Genomic DNA, 15,207 nt, shown 5'->3' with positions numbered 1-15,207 from the left:
ATGGAGGCGAGTACCGGAATCGAACCGGTGTACACGGATTTGCAATCCGCTGCGTAACCACTCCGCCAACTCGCCGTCGCTTCGTGCTGGAGAGGGCTTAACGGCTTCCTCGGCCGCCCGCAAGGGGCCTCTGCGCGGTTAATTGCGGCCCGGCGGCGCGGGCCCAAAAGGCCCCTTAGTGCTCCTCGAAGATCCGTCCGCGGCCGCGCAGCTGGTCGGTGATGCCGGCGCCGCGGAGGGCGTGCCAGGCGCTGACCGTGTTGATCGAGATCACCGGTTTCTCGAGCCAGCGTTCGGCTTCGGCGGCGACCGCGGCACCGGCGAGATTGGTGCCGACCTGCACCAGCGCCTCGACCTCGGGGGCGTCGAGGGCGCGCAGGGCGCTCCGTATCCGCGCCTCGGGCACCTCGGCGATGGCCCGCGGGCTCGCGCATTCGAGCCCGGTCAGGCCCAGCACCTCGAAGCCTGCCTCCTCGAGCCAGGTGCGGACCTGCGCGTCGCCCTTGGGCATATGCGGGGTCAGCACGGCGATCTTTGTCGCGCCGAAGGCCCGGAGCCCGGCGGCCACCGCCTCGGAGCCCAGGACCACCGGCACGCCGGCGTGCGCCTCGAGCTTGGCGGAGAGGTCGCGCGAGCCCTCGAGCCCGCCCCAGAAGGCCTCGAGCGCCACGCCCATGATCAGCCGGTCGACCCCGGCGGTCATCACCTGCGCGGCCGCGGTCTCGATCCCCGCGCGCATGGCGGCGACGTGATCGAGGAAATTGTCCGAAGAGATCGGCTTGTTGCTGATCGGGATGCGGCCAAGGTGATAGGTCACGCCGGGCAGCCGCAGGGCGTCGGTCTCGGGCTGCACGATGGTGTTGGTGGAGGGCACCACCACGCCGATCTTCTGGCGGTATCCCAGGGCGTCGGTTCCGGAGGTCATCGGGCAGGGCTCCTTTCTGTGTCGGACAGCGCGGCGAGGCCGGCGATCAGCGAGGCGTTCATCACCCAGGCGCGGTGGCGCTCGGGGTCGGCGCAGGTGGCGCGCAGCTCCTCGGCGGCGGCGCGGCGGGCCTCGGGTGTGCGCGCCTCGAGGCGTTTCTTGTTCTGGATGGTCTGGGCCTGCACGTAGCGGTCGGCCATGCCGCGCCGCTCGCGGTCGTAGGCCTCGAAGAGCGCCTCGGCGTCACCCGGCGCGGCGCGGGCACCGACCAGCTTTTCCGCGAGGTTGATCGCGTCGTGAATGCCCGAGTTCATGCCCAGCCCGCCCAAGGGGTTGTTCACATGCGCCGCGTCCCCGGCCAGAAAGACCCGGCCCTTGCGGAAGGCCGCGGCGACGCGCTGGTTGACCGCGTAGATGTTGCGATGGGCGATGTCGGGCAGGTCGAGCGTGCTGTCGAGCCCCTGGATCTGCTCGCGGACGTAGTCGTCCGAGGTCGGATCCAGCCCCGCGTCGGCGGCGGGCGCGGGGAAGACGATGCGCCAGAGCCCCGGCGGCCCCTCGTGCGGCACCTTGAAAAGCGCGCACCACTGGGTCGGATCCAGCACGTAGTTCCGCACCCGGAAGCCCCGGTCGAAGAAGTCGCGCGGGGTGGTCAGCACGAGAAAGCGTTCCTCGTAGGTGAAGCCCTCGAAGGCGATGCCCAGGGTTTTGCGGGTGGCGCTGCGCCCGCCGTCGCAGCCGACCAGGTAGTCGACGCGCTGCTCGTGCGACCCCTCTGGCCCCCGGGCGGTGAGCGTCACGCCCTGGTCGTCCTGGGTGAAGCCCGTGACCTCGGTCGCGAGGCGCAGCGTGCCGGGTCGGAGCGCCTCGATGGCGCGGGCATTGGTGTCGGCGACCTTGAACTGCTCGCATTGCACCGCAAAGGGGTAGGGCGTCGCGCCTTCGAGCCGCCCGTAGTCGTATTCGGCGAGGATCTCGTCCGAGGCGCGGTCGCGGAACTGGAAGACCGGCGCCTTCAGCCCCTTCGCGATGATCTCCGCCCCGGTGCCGAGCGCGGAGAGCATCTCCAGCGTCGGCGGTTGCAGCGTCGCGGCGCGGGGATCGGCGGGCAGGCTCGCCTCGCGCTCGTAGAGCGTGACCTCGAAGCCTTCGCGCAGCAGCGCCAGCGCCATGCTGGTGCCCACGGGGCCGGCCCCGATGACGGCGCAGGATGTCATGGCGTCTCCTTTTGGTTGAGGGCCTGCCAGACCCGCGCCGGGGCGGCGGGCATGTCGATGGGCCCCGCGCCGGCCGAGGCCAGGGCGTTGTTGACCGCGTTCATCACCGCCGGCAGCGCGCCGACCGTGCCGCTTTCGCCCGCGCCCTTGGCCCCCAGCGCATTGGCGGTGGTGGGCGTCGGACAGGGGTTGAGCGCGAGGAAGGGCAGGTCGTTTGCGCGGGGCAGGGCGTAGTCCATGAAGGAGCCGCTCAGAAGCGCGCCGGAAGTGGGGTCGAAGACCATTTGTTCCGAGAGCGCCTGGCCCAGCCCCTGGGCGATGCCGCCATGCATCTGGCCCGCGGCGAGGAGCGGGTTGATCACCGTGCCCAGGTCGTCGGCGACCCGGTAGGACAGCACCGAGACGGCGCCGGTCTCGGGGTCGATCTCGACCTCGGCCAGGTGTACGCCGTTGGGAAAGGTGCCCGCCTCGGTCGCCTCGAAAGCCTCGGCGGCATAGGCGCGTCCGGTGGCGCGGCAGAGCTCCTCGAGGGTGACGAACCTATTGCCGCCCTCGGCGTGGAAGCTGCCGTCGCGGAACTGCACCTGCTCCTCGGGGGCTTCGAGGAAGCCCGCCGCATCGGCGCGGGCGGCGCTCAGGATGTCGCGCGCGGCCTTCGCCATGGCGTGGCCCGCCGAGGACATGGTGCGCGAGCCGAAGGTGCCGGTGCCGAGCCGCACCGCGTCGGTGTTCCCGGCGGTGACCTCGAAGGCGCCGGACCAGCCCAGAAGGTCGTGCAGGATCTGGCGGTAGGCGGTGGCATGGCCCTGGCCCGCGTCGCCCGAGCCGATGGAGAGCCGCGCGCCGCTCTCGGCGCCGATCTCGAGCCGGGCGAACTCGGGTAGCTGCGCGCCCTTGGGCCCGCCGCCCGCCGGTTCGATCGCCGCGGCGATGCCGAGGCCGCGCAGCCGCCCCCGCGCCTCGGAGCCCGCGCGCCGCGCGGCAAAGCCCGCACGGTCCCCGGTCCTCAGCGCCAGATCCAGCGCCGCCGGGAAATCGCCGCTGTCGTAGAGATAGCCGAGCGGCGTGGCATAGGGCATCTCCTCGGGGCCGATCATGTTGCGGCGGCGCAGATCGGCGGGGTCGAGGCCCAGCCGCGCCGCGGCGATGTCGACCATGCGCTCGACGATATAGATCGCCTCGGGCCGCCCGGCGCCGCGATAAGGCGCCATATGCATCGTGTTCACGAAGACCCCGCGCATCACCGTGTGCAGGACCGGCGTGCGGTAGACCCCAGCGAGCCCCGGCAGGTTCGAGGTCATGGGATGCATGGACATCTGCCCGAGCTGGGCGCCGACCGGGGCGTAGCCGTCGACCCCGAGGCCGAGGAAATGCCCCTCGGCATCGAGCGCCAGCGTGGCGTCGACCGACATCTCGCGCGACTGGGTGTCCGACAGGAAACTGTCCGAGCGGGTCGCGCGCCAGCGCACCGGGCGGCCGGTCTTCCGCGCGGCCAAAAGGACCAGCGCATCCTCGGGGTAGGCGCCGTTGCGCATCCCGAAGCTGCCGCCGGTCTCGGAGACCTCGATGCGCAGGTCCTCGGGCGCGAGGCCCAGCACATGGGCCAGCTCGCCCCGCACGCGGTGCGGGGCCTGCGTGCCGGTCCGCAGCGCCAGCCGCCCGTCAGGCAAGGGGCGGGCGAGCGCGTTCCGGGGCTCGAGCGCCACCGCCGCGACGCGGCTGATCTCGAGCCGGGCGGTGACGACGTGATGCGCCTCGGCGAGGACCGCCTGCCAGGCTCCGGGGTCGCCCAGCTCCTGCGTGAAGGCGAGGTTGGGCCGGTCGGCCCAGACGCGCGGGGCCGCGGGGTCGGCGGCGGCGCGGGGCTCGGTCACCGCCGGGGCATCCTCGATCTCGGGCAGGATCAGCTCCGCGGCGTCGAGCGCCTCGGCCTCGCTTTCGGCGATGACCGCCGCGATGGGCTCCCCGGCCCAGCGGACCGCGTCCCGGGCGAGCGGGTAGAAAGGCGTGGGCGCCACCTCGCAGCCCGGCGGCACGTAGCGCAGCGCGAAGGGCGCGAGCTCCTCCATGTCCTCGCCGGTCAGGATCAGCCGCACGCCCGGTGCCGCGCGCGCCTCCGCGAGGTCGAGCCCCGCGATCCGCCCGGCGGCATGGTCGCTGCGCAGCACATGCAGCCAGAGCGCGCCCTCCTCGGCGGCGTCATCGGCGTAAAGCCCCGCGCCGCGCAACAGCCTGTCGTCGGCGGGCCGGGTCTCGGCCCGGCCGATCCGCTGCCAGCCCGCGGGCCGCGGCCCGCTCACAGCCGCACCTCGGGCAGCCAGAGCGCCAGGGCGGGCACCGCGATCAGCAGGATCAAGAGGATCAGGTCGCACAGCAGGTAGGGCGCCGCCGCCCGGGCGATGGTCCAATAGCTGGTGCCCGGCGGCGCCACCCCCTGCATGACGAAGAGCAAGAGCCCGAAGGGCGGGGTGGTGCCGCTCATCTCGATGGCGAGCAGCATCACCAGCCCAAACCAGATCGGATCGAAGCCGATGGCCTGGGCGATGGGGAAGAAGATCGGGATGGTCAGCAGCATCATCGAGATCGCGTCGACGAACATCCCCAGCACCAGGAGCACCGCGAACATGATCAGGAGCATGGTGATCGCGTCGAGCTCGAAGCCCGTGGCCCAGCGGATCAGGCCCGAGGTCGCCCCCGAGAAGGCCAGCACCTGCGAGAAGGTTTTGGAGGCGATGATGATGAAGAACACCATGACCGTGACGCGCAGCGTGCCGTCGAGCGATTTCATGATCATCGCGACGTTGAGCCGCCCGTAACAGGCCGAGAGGAAAAGCACCGAGAGCACCCCGAAGGCCGCGGCCTCGGAGGGCGTGGTGATGCCCAGGAGGATCAGCCCCACGACCGAGAAGACCACCAGCGACATCGGCAGGATGTAGACGCAGACCAGGCGCAGCTTCTCGAGGGTGTTCACCGTCTCGACGTCATAGGCCGGGGCGATCTCGGGCCCGCCGCGGCGCAGTTGCAGCCAGATCGTCGCGAGGTAGAGAAGCGCCAGCACCAAGCCCGGCAGCACGCCCGCCAGCAGCAGGTCGGCGATGCTGATCTGCGCGATCGAGCCCAGAAGCACCGCCAGCGTCGAGGGCGGGATCAGCAGCGCCAGCCCGCCCGAGCCGATGATCGGCCCGATCGACATGTGCCGGCGGTAGTTGCGCTTTTCCATCTGCGGCAAGAGCAGGCTGCCCATCATCGCCGTATTGGCCATGTTCGAGCCCGAGAGCGCCGCGAAGATGGTCCCGCAGAGCACCGAGATGTAGCTCAGCCGGCCCGGCGCCTTGCGCAGCGACTTGTCCAGCGTCTCGATGATCTTCAGCGCGATGCCCGAGTGGAAGAAGAGGTTCCCCATCAAGACGAACATCGGCACGGTGACCAGCACGAAGCTGGTGACCGCCTCGCCGGTATTGGCGGCGAGCTGCTCGATGCCGATCCAGCCGCCCATGAAGATATAGGCCCCGATCAGGTTCGCGATCAGGAAGGCAAAGGCCACCGGCACGCAGAGCGCCATGAGGCCGATCACCATGCCGAGCATGACGAAGGCCGCTTCCCACCATTCCATCATCACCATGGCTCAGAGGCTCTCTGCGTCGGGGTCGATGCCGCGGTAAAGCGACTCTCGGGTGATCAGGAAGCGGGCGAATTGCACCGCCGAGAGGCCGAAGCACAGCACGATCGGGGCGTAGAGCAGCCAGCGGGTCAGGAAGTTGGCGCGGATGTCGACCACGCCGATGTTCTGCAGCGTCACCGGCACCGCGGCCCAGGCGACCACCAGGCAGGCGGTCACGCAAAGCAGGATCACCAGGACCTCGATCACCCGGTTGACCCTCGCGGGCAGCATGGCGCGGAAGGCCTCCATCGACACATGGCCTTTCTCGCGCAGGAGCCAGGGCGTGCCGAGCGCCGCGATATACAGAAGCGCGTATTCGGTGATCGCCACCGCCCAGTTGATCTGGAACATGCGCAGGCTGCGCGTGGTGACGTCGTAGATGATCGCGGCGAAGACGAAGGGAAGGATCGCCGCCGCGATCAGGGCCAAGGCGTTCAGCACCCGGTCGAATAGGGACCAGAAGGTCTGCATGGAAGTCTCCCGGGGGCTGGCGCCCGTCAGCTGGCGTTGGCCGCGTCGACGATCTTGCGGAACTCCGCGGCGGGCTCTGCGCCGAGCGTCTCGGAGACGCTTTCCCAGAAGGTCTCCTGGAAGGCATTGGTGATCTGCGCCTCGCCGGCGCCCTCGAGCACGATGTCCTCGACCCCGGCCTCGGCCAGTGCCGCGCTGTCCACCTTCTCGAGGTTCTGCGCCGCCTCATAGGCCAGCATCTCGTGCTTCATCACCATCTCCATGAGATAGTCGCGCTGCGCCTCGGTGAGCCCGTCGAAGCTGGCCGCGTTCATCGCCAGGATCGTGTTGCCCTGCCGCCAGGTCGGGAAGATGCGGTACTTTAGGAACTCCTGCCAGCCGCCCGAGCTGACACCGATGGTGGTGAAGCCGATGCCCTCGACCAGGCCGCGCTCGAGCGCGGTGTAGATGTCGCCGGCCGGAATATCGACGCGGGCGATGTCCAGCGCGGAATACATCGGGTCGTAGCTCGAGCCGCCGCGGATCTTCATGTCGGCCAGCGCGATGGTGCCGTCCTCGGCGATCTCGGGCTTCTCGGTGGTGTAGAACTGGAAGGCGTAGCCGGTGCCCATGGCGCCGAGGAAGGCCACGCCCGCGCGTTCGCGCGCGGCGGCGTCGATGGCCTCGTGCAGGCCCGCGGCGCGCAGCTTGTCGGCGGGCACCGAGGCCGCGTCGAGCGGCGTCAGCTCAGGGATCTGGCGCTGGTAGTAGCCCGCCGGGCCCATGTACATGTCGATGATCCCGCGCGAGACGGCGTTCATCTGCTCGTTGCGGGGGATGATCTCGGTGCCGCCGCGCAGGTCGATCTGCAGCACACCTTCGCCATTGGCGTTCACGTCTTCCACGAAGGCCAGGTAGCTCTTCATCAGGTCGTTGGTGGAGGGCAGCGAATAGACCGCCGAGATGGTCGCCTCTTCGGCGCTGGCGATCCCGGCGGTGACGACAAGCGCGGCGGCCCCCGCCTTCATGCGAGTGATAAACGACATAGTGAGTTCTTGCCTCCTGCTGGCGTGACGGAGCGAAGTCAGGGCCGAGAGGGCGCGCGGCGGCGGCTGGTCCGACGGGTCGGACAAGCCTCGCCCTGACCGCAGCACTCCTGCCTCCGGATGTGGGCGAGCCCGCGCCGAGTTGCGCGGTCTCAATGTATACTAAATTTCCGGGCGTTTGCGATTCGCGCAAGGATTTTCGGTCAGGGATCGTGCGGGCGCAGGATTGTTTCGCGGGCGGGTGTGGCGGATTTTTTGTGACGGGTTAGGGCGGGCTTGCGATAAATCACATTATTTCTGTGACTTGCGGCGCGTTCTTCAGAGCCACGTTCGGCACGCGAAAATCCCCAGCGTAGATGCGGAAAATTTGGGCGCTCAATCGCCGCCTCTGATTTGGGATACAAAATCACCCCTCTCGGCACCCTCGCGCCATCCCGTCAATCCCGCCGCGCAGCGCCCGATCCGCCCGTGCCGCTCCGCAGCATCGGCGCCCGAAACCCCGTCCACCCCCGGGAACCTCCGGCGGGGGCGCGGCGTTTTCACCGCGACCCACAGAAGGAGACGCTCGAAAATGGCCCAAAGCCAGTCCAACGCGAACATCAAGGACGTCGAGTCCCAGGCCGCGCGCTCGACCGGCAGCGACACCGAGGCGCTGAAGGCGCAGATCGACTCGCTGAAGGCGGATCTGGCCTCGATCACGGAACTTCTGGGCGACATCGGCGCACGCCGGAAGGACGAGACCGTCGAGGCGGCCCGCAAACGCTACGACTCCGCCCGCCGGGACGGTGAGCGTATGTATGAGGACGCCCGCGACCGCGCCCAGGAGGCGCAGGACCAGGCGCTCGAGGCGGTGCGCCGCCAGCCGGTCACCGCGCTGGGCATCGCCGTGGCGGCGGGCTTCTTCGCGGGCCTCCTGACCAGCCGGAAGTGACATGGCGCTGATCCCGCAATTCGAACTGGCCGCGCGGCGCAAGCTGCGCGGCGCCGCCTTTTCCATCGTCGGCGTGGTGCTGATCCTGGCGGGCGCCGGCTTTCTTTGCGTCGCACTGTTCATCGTGCTGGCCGAGCTGCGCGACACGCTGTTTGCCACGCAGGTCATCGGCGGCGGGCTCTTTGCCTTCGGGCTGATCTTCCTGGGCATCGGCAAGATCATCTCGCGCCGCCCGCGCTACGTGGCACCTGTCGGCGGGGCGGCCGCGGCGCTGCCCATCGCGCAGCTGATCGAGGGCTTCGTGGTGGGGCTCGAGGCCGGGCGCCGCTCGCGCCGCCGTTAATCCCGCGCCGGACGGCGGGCCGGGGCGTCTGTTCATCTGACTGACCGGCCCCGCTGCCGGGCTGGAGGCTTTCGTGAGGCAACGCAAGGACGGCATGGCGACCGCGCTGGTGATCGTGGCCAGCATCCTGGTCGCCGGGGTGCTTTATGTCTCGCAGGACATCGCGGCGCCGATGACGCTGGCGATCATCACCGGCATCATCTTCGCCCCGGTGATGGAGGCCTTCGACCGGATGGGCCTGCCCAAGGGCCTCGGCGCGGCGCTGATCCTTCTGTTCACCTTGGGCGCGCTGGCCACGGCGGTGGTCTCGCTCGAGCCGGTGTTCTGGCGCTTCGTCGACGCCGTGCCCGCGATCCGGCGCGAGATCGAAGAGATCGTCTTCCTGTTCCGCGACACGCTGCAGAGCCTCGGCAACGTCAACGAGGAGGTGAAGGAAGCCCTCGGCGGCGGCCCCGGCGGCGCCTCTGGCGGCGGCGAGGAGGAAGAGGCCGCGGTCCCCAGCCTGACCGACGCGCTTTTCGCGGCACCCGCGGTCTTCACCCAGTTCCTGATCTTCGCCGGCACCTTCTACTTCTTCCTGGTCAACCGGCTCTCGGTCTATTCCTTCCTGGCCGGGCGGCTCAGCGCGGCGGGCGAGGGCGAGACGATCAAGACCCGCTTCCGCGTCGCGGAATACCTCGTCTCGCGCTATTTCATCGCCATCACCATCGTGAACTTCGGCCTCGGCTTCGCCACGACCGCGGTGATGACCGCCCTCGGCATGCCGCTCCCTTACGTCTGGGGCTTTGCGGTCGCGATCATGAACTACGTCCTCTACCTCGGGCCCGCGCTCATGGTGGTGCTCCTGCTGGTCGCGGGGCTCGTCAACTTCGAGGGCATCATGGTCGCCGCTCCCGCCGCCGCCTTCCTGACGCTCAACATGATCGAGGCGCAGTTCGTGACCCCGGCCTTCGTCGGGCGGCACGTGAAGCTCAACCCGCTGGTGGTCTTCCTCTCGCTGGTCTTCGGGCTGTGGTTCTGGGGGCCGATCGGCGGCATCGTGGCGATTCCCGTCCTGGTCTGCGGGCTGGCCATGGCCGACGACAAGATCATCGCCCGCTACAACCAGACCCGCGGCATCGGCCGCCCGCCCGAGCCCCGGGACGTGTGATCCTGACAACGAAGTGATCGGCATCCGCCCCGAGCGGCGATTTAGGCGGTTCGGTTTGTTGCCGCCTCCGGTAAGCTGTGGCAGAACCGGAGGTGATTTACTGAACGAAAGAGTTTAGCGGATGCAAGACTACGCGACCCTCCGCCGGGTGATGGTGGACACTCAGGTCCGCCCCTCGGATGTCACCAAGTTTCCGATCATCCAGGCCATGCTCACCGTCCCGCGCGAAGCCTTCCTGCCCAACGACAAGGCCGAGGTCGCCTATGCCTCCGAACATGTCGCGCTGACGCCCGACCGCACGGTGCTGGCGCCGCGCACCTTCGCCAAGATGCTCGAGGCGCTGAACGTGACCTCGGACATGCTGGTGCTCGATATCGGCTGCGGCTACGGCTATTCGGCGGCGGTGCTGGCGCATATCGCCGAGGCGGTCGTCGCGGTGGAGGACCTCGAGGAGGTCACCCCCGAGATCGCGCAGCTGCTCTCCGATCATCACGCCGACAACGTCGTCCTGCACCAGGGCCCGCTGACCGAGGGCGCCGCCGAACACGGCCCCTATGACGCGATCATGGTCGAGGGTGGCATCGAGGAGCTGCCCGAGGGGCTCGAGGCGCAGCTCAAGGAGGGCGGGCGCATCGTCTGCCTCTTCGTCGAGGGACGGCTCGGCACGGTGCGCGTCGGTCACAAGATCGACGGCCATCTGAACTGGCGCTACTCCTTCAACGCCAGCGCGCCGGTTCTGCCGGGCTTCGCGACCGAACGGGCCTTCGCGCTGTAAGCGCGCGAGGCAGGGCCCGGGGCGGCCCGCGAGACAACAGGGACAGGGCAGGGACCGCCATGCGCACAGGTGTCATCTTCAAGGCCGCGGCTCTGGCCGCGACGCTGGTTTCGGGCGCCGTCGCCCAGGCCGACACGCTCGCCGACGCGATGGTCGGCGCCTATAACACCAGCGGCCTGCTCGAGCAGAACCGCGCGGTGCTGCGCGCCGCCGACGAGGATGTCGCCCAGGCGGTCTCGGCGCTGCGCCCGGTGCTGAACTGGTCCGCCGATGTGACCCGCAGCTTCAGCGAGAGCCGGTCTGCCAACACTGGCGGTCTGATCATCAACCGCGTGACCGAGGAAGCCTCGATCGGGCTCACCGCCTCGCTCCTGGTCTATGACTTCGGCCGCACCCGGCTGGGCGTCGACGCCGCCAAGGAGGCGGTGCTGGCGACCCGCTCGCAGCTGGTCTCGATCGAGCAGCAGGTGCTCCTGCGCGCCGCCCAGGCCTTCTTCAGCCTCGAGCGCGCCCAGCAGACCCTGCGCCTGCGCCAGAGCAACCTCAACGTCATCAGCCGCGAACTGCGCGCCGCCCGCGACCGTTTCGAGGTCGGCGAGGTCACCCGCACCGACGTGGCCCTGGCCGAGGCGCGCCTGGCCGAGGCCCGCAGCCAGCTCGCCGTGGCCGAAGGCGATGTCGCCACCGCCAAGCAGGAATACCTGCGCGCCACCGGGCGCCAGCCGGGCGGGGTGAACATGCCCGCCCGGGTGCCCGCGATCCCCTCTTCGCTCGAGACCGCGACGGGCATCGCGCTGCGCACCCATCCCGACCTCGCCGCGGCCCAGCACCAGGTGGCGCTGGCCGAGCTGAACATCGCCATCGCGCGCGCCACGCTGAAGCCCCGGGTCGAGCTGTCGGGCAACTACGGCGTGACCCAGGACCTCGAGGATCACGACAACTACCAGCAGGGCGGCTCGATCTCGCTCGGCGCCTCCGGGCCGATCTACCGCGGCGGCGCGCTGACCTCGGCGCTGCGCCAGTCGGTCGCCAACCGCGACCAGAACCGCGCCAACCTGCATGTGGCCTCCGAACAGGTCCGTCAGAACGTCGCCAATGCCTATGTGAACCTGCAGGTCGCCCGCTCGGCCATCGAATCGAGCCAGCGCCAGGTCGAGGCCGCCCAGGTCGCCTTCAACGGCGTCCGCGAGGAGGCCCAGCTGGGCGCGCGCACCACGCTCGACGTGCTGAACGCCGAGCAGGATCTTCTGGACGCGCGGACGCTGCTGATCTCGGCCCGGGTCGACGAATATGTCGCCGCCTACAACGTGATCTCGGCCATGGGGCGGCTGACCGTGGGCGAGCTGGGACTGCCGGTCCAGCAATACGACCCTTCCGCCTATTACAACCTGGTCAAGGACGCCCCGGCGCTGTCCTCGCAGGGCGAACAGCTCGACCGTGTCCTGCGTGCGATCGGAAAAGACTAAGGTTGTTCCGGTCTGTTGTGCGGACCCCGGCGCGCGGCTACACTTCCCGCCTGAGGCAGAGCGGTGAAGAACATGTCAAAACCAGTCTCGAACGTGGAAATCGAGGATGTGCTGGCGTCGATTCGGCGGCTGGTGGCCGATGACGGACGCCGGCCCGGCGCGCCGGCTGGGGCGTCTACTGCGGCGTCTTCCGGGGCGGTGAATGCGGTGCAGGAGCCGGCGCTGGAAGCCGCGCCCGAGCGCGCGACCGTGCCCGCCGGGGGCGAGGCTCCCGCACGGCCCGACCGGCTGATCCTGACCCCCGCACAGCGCGTGCCCGAAGCCGCCGAAAGCGCCGCCTCGCCCGAGGCGGCGGAAGAGGCCGGGCCGATCCTGCTCACCGATCCCGCACCGGAGCTGGCCGAGGCGCCCGAGGTGGACCTCTCCGCGGATCTGGAGGATCCGGCGGAAGAGGGGGAGGCGCTTGAGGCCGAGGAGACGCCCGAGGCCGACGCCGAGGAGCGTTCCGAGGTCGCGCCCGTGGAGCCTCCGACCGAGAGCCTTGCGCCCGAGGCCGAAGAGGCCCTGGCGGCCGAGACGGGCAGGGCCCATGCGGAGCCCGAGGCACCGCAGGCCCGCGAGACCGCCGAGGATGCCACCGCGCCTCGCGAGGAAACCCCCGCCGATCTCGACGCCGACGCGCTGACCCGCGTGGTGCAGGACGAGCTGGCAGCACTTCTGGCGGCCCATTCCTCCGCCACAGCCGAGCCGCAGGAGGCACGCGAGGCGGACACCGAGGCCGCCGAACCCGCCGCCACCTTCCGCCCCGATCCTGCGCTGGGGGCCGCCCGCTCCGGCGCCGCGGCGCGCAGCGCGGCGGAGATGCTGCGCGCGCTTTCGCCCGCCGAGGATCCGGCGACCGAATCCGAGGCCGACCCGAGCCCCTCGACCATGCCCGGCCAGCGCCGCGTGGCGCCCGAGGTCTCCGAGACCCCCGCAGCGGGCCGCCCGACCGAGGCACCCAGTGCCGCCGAGGCCGAGGAGATGGCGCGCTTCGACCGCCCCCGCCCGACCGGTCTCAGCCTCGAAGAGAAGATCGCCGAGCTCGAGACCATGATCGGCGGCAAGGCCCAGGGCTGGGGGGAGAGTGCATCCTCCGAGACCGCATCCGAGACCGCGCCCGAGGAGGCCGCGCCCGCCGCAGGCGCAAGCCCGGAGGCCGCCGCACAAGGCGGGCCCGCCGAACCGCTCGAATGGGAGGATTCGCCCTACGGCAGCGCGCTCTTCCAGTCGCGCCGAGCCGGCAAGCTCGCGCGCATGGCCGAGGACCTGGGCAGCGATCTGCCCGAGGAGCCCGCGCCCCAGGCGCTGCCCGCCATGGACGAGGCGGCGCTGCGCGAGCTGGTGGCCGAGGTGATCCGCAAGGAGCTGCAGGGTGTCCTCGGCGAGCGCATCACCCGCAACGTCCGCAAGCTCGTGCGCCGCGAGATCCAGCGCACGCTGGCGAGCCAGGACTTCGAGTAAGGCTTTGAGGGCCGCTCAGGCGGGCCGGAGACGGGGCAGGGGCGTCCTTGGGGGCGTGTGCTGGCCCTTGTGGCTAGTGACAGCCATGCAGCGCCTCTCCGCGCCTCTGAGAGCCTGTGACCGGCCCTTTAGGAGAGGGGCGCTCTTCTCCGAGATCCGACGCGCCTCAACACGCCACCCCGCGCCACCCGCCAACAAAAAAGGCGCGCCCCGCAGGACGCGCCAAATCTGAACTCTTGACTGGATGCGCTCAGGCGGCTTCCGCCTGAAGCGCGGCGTTGCGCCGTTCGCTTTCCTCGCGCGACAGCGCCACCGAGGTGCGCACGCCTTTGCCGACGAATTCCATCAGACCTTCGACAACACGCTCGTTGGGGTCGATCCCGGCGCAGCTCAGCACCTCACGACCATCCCGCGAGCGCGCCCAGCGGGCGATCTGCTCGGGACCGTTGCCGTATTTCTTGTCATCGGCGATGGCATCGTCGAGCGCAGCAAGCACAACGGCAGCGAAGAGCTTGCGGGCACGGTTGCCCTGCTCGGAATTGAAGGCCGTTGCGTCAACGAAATCTCGCATGGGTCGTCCTTTAAATTATTGCTCTTGTGTTTCGGGCGTAGGGGGCCTTATGGCGTATTTGGTTCGATTCGGATACAGCATAAACGCATAGCTCGCTTGCATCCGGTGCATATCTTTGGCGCGCCCGTCACAGGATCTGGTGAGGTTGCAGGCGTGCTGATGGCCAGATATAGGGTCGGCCAAGCACCGATCAACCTTTTGCCACGGTTTTGCCATGCCCAAGATCAACGGAAACGAAATCCGCCCCGGGAACGTCCTGGAGCACGCCGGCGGCCTCTGGGCCGCGGTCAAGGTCGACCACGTGAAGCCCGGCAAGGGCGGGGCCTTCGCCCAGGTCGAGATGCGCAACCTGCGCAACGGTTCGAAGCTGAACGAACGCTTCCGCTCGGCCGACAAGGTCGAACGCGTGCGGCTCGAACAGCGCGACATGCAGTTCCTCTTCGAGGCCGACGGCCAGTTGACCTTCATGGACGCCGAGACCTTCGACCAGGTGACGCTGGACGCCGAGATCCTCGGCGAGCGCCGGCCCTTCCTGCAGGACGGCATGACCATCGTGGTGGAGTTCTACGAAAGCGAGGCGCTGAACGCGACGCTGCCCCAGAAGGTCACCTGCACGGTCGTCGAGACCGAGCCGGTGGTGAAGGGCCAGACCGCGGCGAACTCCTTCAAGCCCGCCGTGCTCGACAACGGCGTGAAGGTGCAGGTGCCGCCCTTCGTTGGGCAGGACGAGGCCATCGTGGTGAACACCGAGACGATGGAATACGCCGAGCGGGCGTGATGTATCCGGGCGTGTCGGGGGGGACCCGGGGCGCCTGATCCGATGGACCGCGCGGGGTAGGACCCCGCACGGGCATCCCTGGCAAAACCCCCGCCCGATCGGGCGGGGGTTTTGCGTGTCAGGGGGCGCTGCCCCCTCTGCGGGCCTTGTCGGCCCGCAATCACCCCCGAGGTATTTTTGCCAAGCTGAAGCCTGTGGGGGTGGTGTTTGGTGGTGGTGTTGCGCGCCGGGGCTGGCGTGGGGTTGGGGTTTCTATGTGGGGCGCCTGTGGTGGGGGCTGTGCGCCGTGTGGGCTGGGGGCGCGGTTTTTTAGGGTTTGCTGGGCGCGCGGGGGAGCGGGGCCGGGGTGGTGTCGGCCGGTGTGCTCATTGTAAGCGCGCGCTGTGCGGGG

At 69.6% G+C, this 15,207-nt stretch carries 14 protein-coding genes and 1 tRNA gene; 7 read left to right on the top strand and 8 right to left on the bottom strand.

From position 1 onward, the window contains the following. Position 1: 1 nt before the first annotated feature. The 7 genes from ACX938_RS15810 to ACX938_RS15780 all read right to left on the bottom strand — a co-directional run bounded on the left by ACX938_RS15810 (position 2) and on the right by ACX938_RS15780 (position 7,299). Positions 2-75, bottom strand: a tRNA-Cys gene (locus ACX938_RS15810). Between the two features lie 100 nt (positions 76-175). Continuing rightward, the gene (locus ACX938_RS15805) at positions 176-925 is read right to left on the bottom strand and encodes a maleate cis-trans isomerase family protein (RefSeq protein ID WP_459431769.1); all 750 of its coding nucleotides are present in this window, start codon (positions 923-925) and stop codon (positions 176-178) included. Beyond that, the gene (locus ACX938_RS15800; protein WP_459431768.1) at positions 922-2,142 is read right to left on the bottom strand and encodes an FAD-dependent oxidoreductase; all 1,221 of its coding nucleotides are present in this window, start codon (positions 2,140-2,142) and stop codon (positions 922-924) included. Before ACX938_RS15800 ends, ACX938_RS15805 begins: the two co-directional genes overlap by 4 nt. After that, positions 2,139-4,442 (bottom strand): xanthine dehydrogenase family protein molybdopterin-binding subunit, encoded by a 2,304-nt coding sequence (locus tag ACX938_RS15795; protein ID WP_459431767.1) that lies wholly within the window; start codon positions 4,440-4,442, stop codon positions 2,139-2,141. The genes ACX938_RS15800 and ACX938_RS15795 overlap by 4 nt, the downstream gene beginning before the upstream one ends. Beyond that, positions 4,439-5,755, bottom strand: a complete 1,317-nt coding sequence (locus tag ACX938_RS15790) for a TRAP transporter large permease (RefSeq protein ID WP_459431785.1) — start codon at positions 5,753-5,755, stop codon at positions 4,439-4,441. Before ACX938_RS15790 ends, ACX938_RS15795 begins: the two co-directional genes overlap by 4 nt. Before the next feature lie 12 nt (positions 5,756-5,767). After that, the gene (locus ACX938_RS15785; protein WP_232755417.1) at positions 5,768-6,274 is read right to left on the bottom strand and encodes a TRAP transporter small permease; all 507 of its coding nucleotides are present in this window, start codon (positions 6,272-6,274) and stop codon (positions 5,768-5,770) included. 26 nt (positions 6,275-6,300) lie between these two features. Beyond that, entirely contained in the window at positions 6,301-7,299 is a 999-nt protein-coding gene (locus ACX938_RS15780; protein ID WP_459431766.1) for a type 2 periplasmic-binding domain-containing protein, read from the bottom strand. A 571-nt stretch (positions 7,300-7,870) separates the two neighbouring features. Between ACX938_RS15780 and ACX938_RS15775 the strand changes: the two genes are divergently transcribed. The 6 genes from ACX938_RS15775 (at position 7,871) to ACX938_RS15750 (ending at position 13,467) form a co-directional block, all read left to right on the top strand. Then, positions 7,871-8,230, top strand: a complete 360-nt coding sequence (locus ACX938_RS15775; protein WP_232755419.1) for an ElaB/YgaM/YqjD family protein — start codon at positions 7,871-7,873, stop codon at positions 8,228-8,230. A gap of 1 nt (position 8,231) precedes the next feature. After that, on the top strand, positions 8,232-8,573 hold the full coding sequence (locus tag ACX938_RS15770; protein ID WP_459431765.1) for a hypothetical protein: 342 nt from the start codon (positions 8,232-8,234) through the stop codon (positions 8,571-8,573). Between the two features lie 73 nt (positions 8,574-8,646). Continuing rightward, positions 8,647-9,723: an AI-2E family transporter gene (locus ACX938_RS15765; RefSeq protein ID WP_459431764.1), complete on the top strand. Its 1,077-nt coding sequence runs from the start codon at positions 8,647-8,649 to the stop codon at positions 9,721-9,723. Positions 9,724-9,844: 121 nt separating this feature from the next. Next, positions 9,845-10,498 (top strand): protein-L-isoaspartate O-methyltransferase family protein, encoded by a 654-nt coding sequence (locus ACX938_RS15760; protein ID WP_232755422.1) that lies wholly within the window; start codon positions 9,845-9,847, stop codon positions 10,496-10,498. Positions 10,499-10,557: 59 nt separating this feature from the next. Continuing rightward, on the top strand, positions 10,558-11,964 hold the full coding sequence (locus ACX938_RS15755; protein WP_459431763.1) for a TolC family outer membrane protein: 1,407 nt from the start codon (positions 10,558-10,560) through the stop codon (positions 11,962-11,964). A 72-nt stretch (positions 11,965-12,036) separates the two neighbouring features. Then, the gene (locus tag ACX938_RS15750) at positions 12,037-13,467 is read left to right on the top strand and encodes a hypothetical protein (protein WP_459431762.1); all 1,431 of its coding nucleotides are present in this window, start codon (positions 12,037-12,039) and stop codon (positions 13,465-13,467) included. 250 nt (positions 13,468-13,717) lie between these two features. Here the strand turns inward: ACX938_RS15750 and ACX938_RS15745 are convergent, their stop codons facing one another. After that, positions 13,718-14,038 carry a DUF6280 family protein gene (locus ACX938_RS15745; protein ID WP_232755425.1) on the bottom strand — a complete coding sequence of 107 codons (321 nt, stop codon included), beginning with the start codon at positions 14,036-14,038 and terminating at the stop codon, positions 13,718-13,720. A 214-nt stretch (positions 14,039-14,252) separates the two neighbouring features. On the opposite strand from ACX938_RS15745, the gene efp reads away from it, so the two are divergent. Next, positions 14,253-14,816 (top strand): elongation factor P, encoded by a 564-nt coding sequence (gene efp, locus ACX938_RS15740; protein WP_459431761.1) that lies wholly within the window; start codon positions 14,253-14,255, stop codon positions 14,814-14,816. The last annotated feature ends 391 nt before the right edge of the window (positions 14,817-15,207 follow it).

The sequence above is a fragment of the Roseivivax sp. genome, from assembly GCF_054552075.1.
This window is presented reverse-complemented; position numbering and strand designations above follow the sequence as displayed.

What these genes read in the sequence shown, in the direction of transcription:
- ACX938_RS15805 (WP_459431769.1), bottom strand. Translation starts at nt 925, where the DNA reads ATGACCTCCGGAACCGACGCCCTGGGATACCGCCAGAAGATCGGCGTG.
- ACX938_RS15800 (WP_459431768.1), bottom strand. Translation starts at nt 2,142, where the DNA reads ATGACATCCTGCGCCGTCATCGGGGCCGGCCCCGTGGGCACCAGCATG.
- ACX938_RS15790 (WP_459431785.1), bottom strand. Translation starts at nt 5,755, where the DNA reads ATGGAATGGTGGGAAGCGGCCTTCGTCATGCTCGGCATGGTGATCGGC.
- ACX938_RS15785 (WP_232755417.1), bottom strand. Translation starts at nt 6,274, where the DNA reads ATGCAGACCTTCTGGTCCCTATTCGACCGGGTGCTGAACGCCTTGGCC.
- ACX938_RS15780 (WP_459431766.1), bottom strand. Translation starts at nt 7,299, where the DNA reads ATGTCGTTTATCACTCGCATGAAGGCGGGGGCCGCCGCGCTTGTCGTC.
- ACX938_RS15775 (WP_232755419.1), top strand. Translation starts at nt 7,871, where the DNA reads ATGGCCCAAAGCCAGTCCAACGCGAACATCAAGGACGTCGAGTCCCAG.
- ACX938_RS15770 (WP_459431765.1), top strand. Translation starts at nt 8,232, where the DNA reads ATGGCGCTGATCCCGCAATTCGAACTGGCCGCGCGGCGCAAGCTGCGC.
- ACX938_RS15760 (WP_232755422.1), top strand. Translation starts at nt 9,845, where the DNA reads ATGCAAGACTACGCGACCCTCCGCCGGGTGATGGTGGACACTCAGGTC.
- ACX938_RS15755 (WP_459431763.1), top strand. Translation starts at nt 10,558, where the DNA reads ATGCGCACAGGTGTCATCTTCAAGGCCGCGGCTCTGGCCGCGACGCTG.
- ACX938_RS15750 (WP_459431762.1), top strand. Translation starts at nt 12,037, where the DNA reads ATGTCAAAACCAGTCTCGAACGTGGAAATCGAGGATGTGCTGGCGTCG.
- ACX938_RS15745 (WP_232755425.1), bottom strand. Translation starts at nt 14,038, where the DNA reads ATGCGAGATTTCGTTGACGCAACGGCCTTCAATTCCGAGCAGGGCAAC.
- efp (WP_459431761.1), top strand. Translation starts at nt 14,253, where the DNA reads ATGCCCAAGATCAACGGAAACGAAATCCGCCCCGGGAACGTCCTGGAG.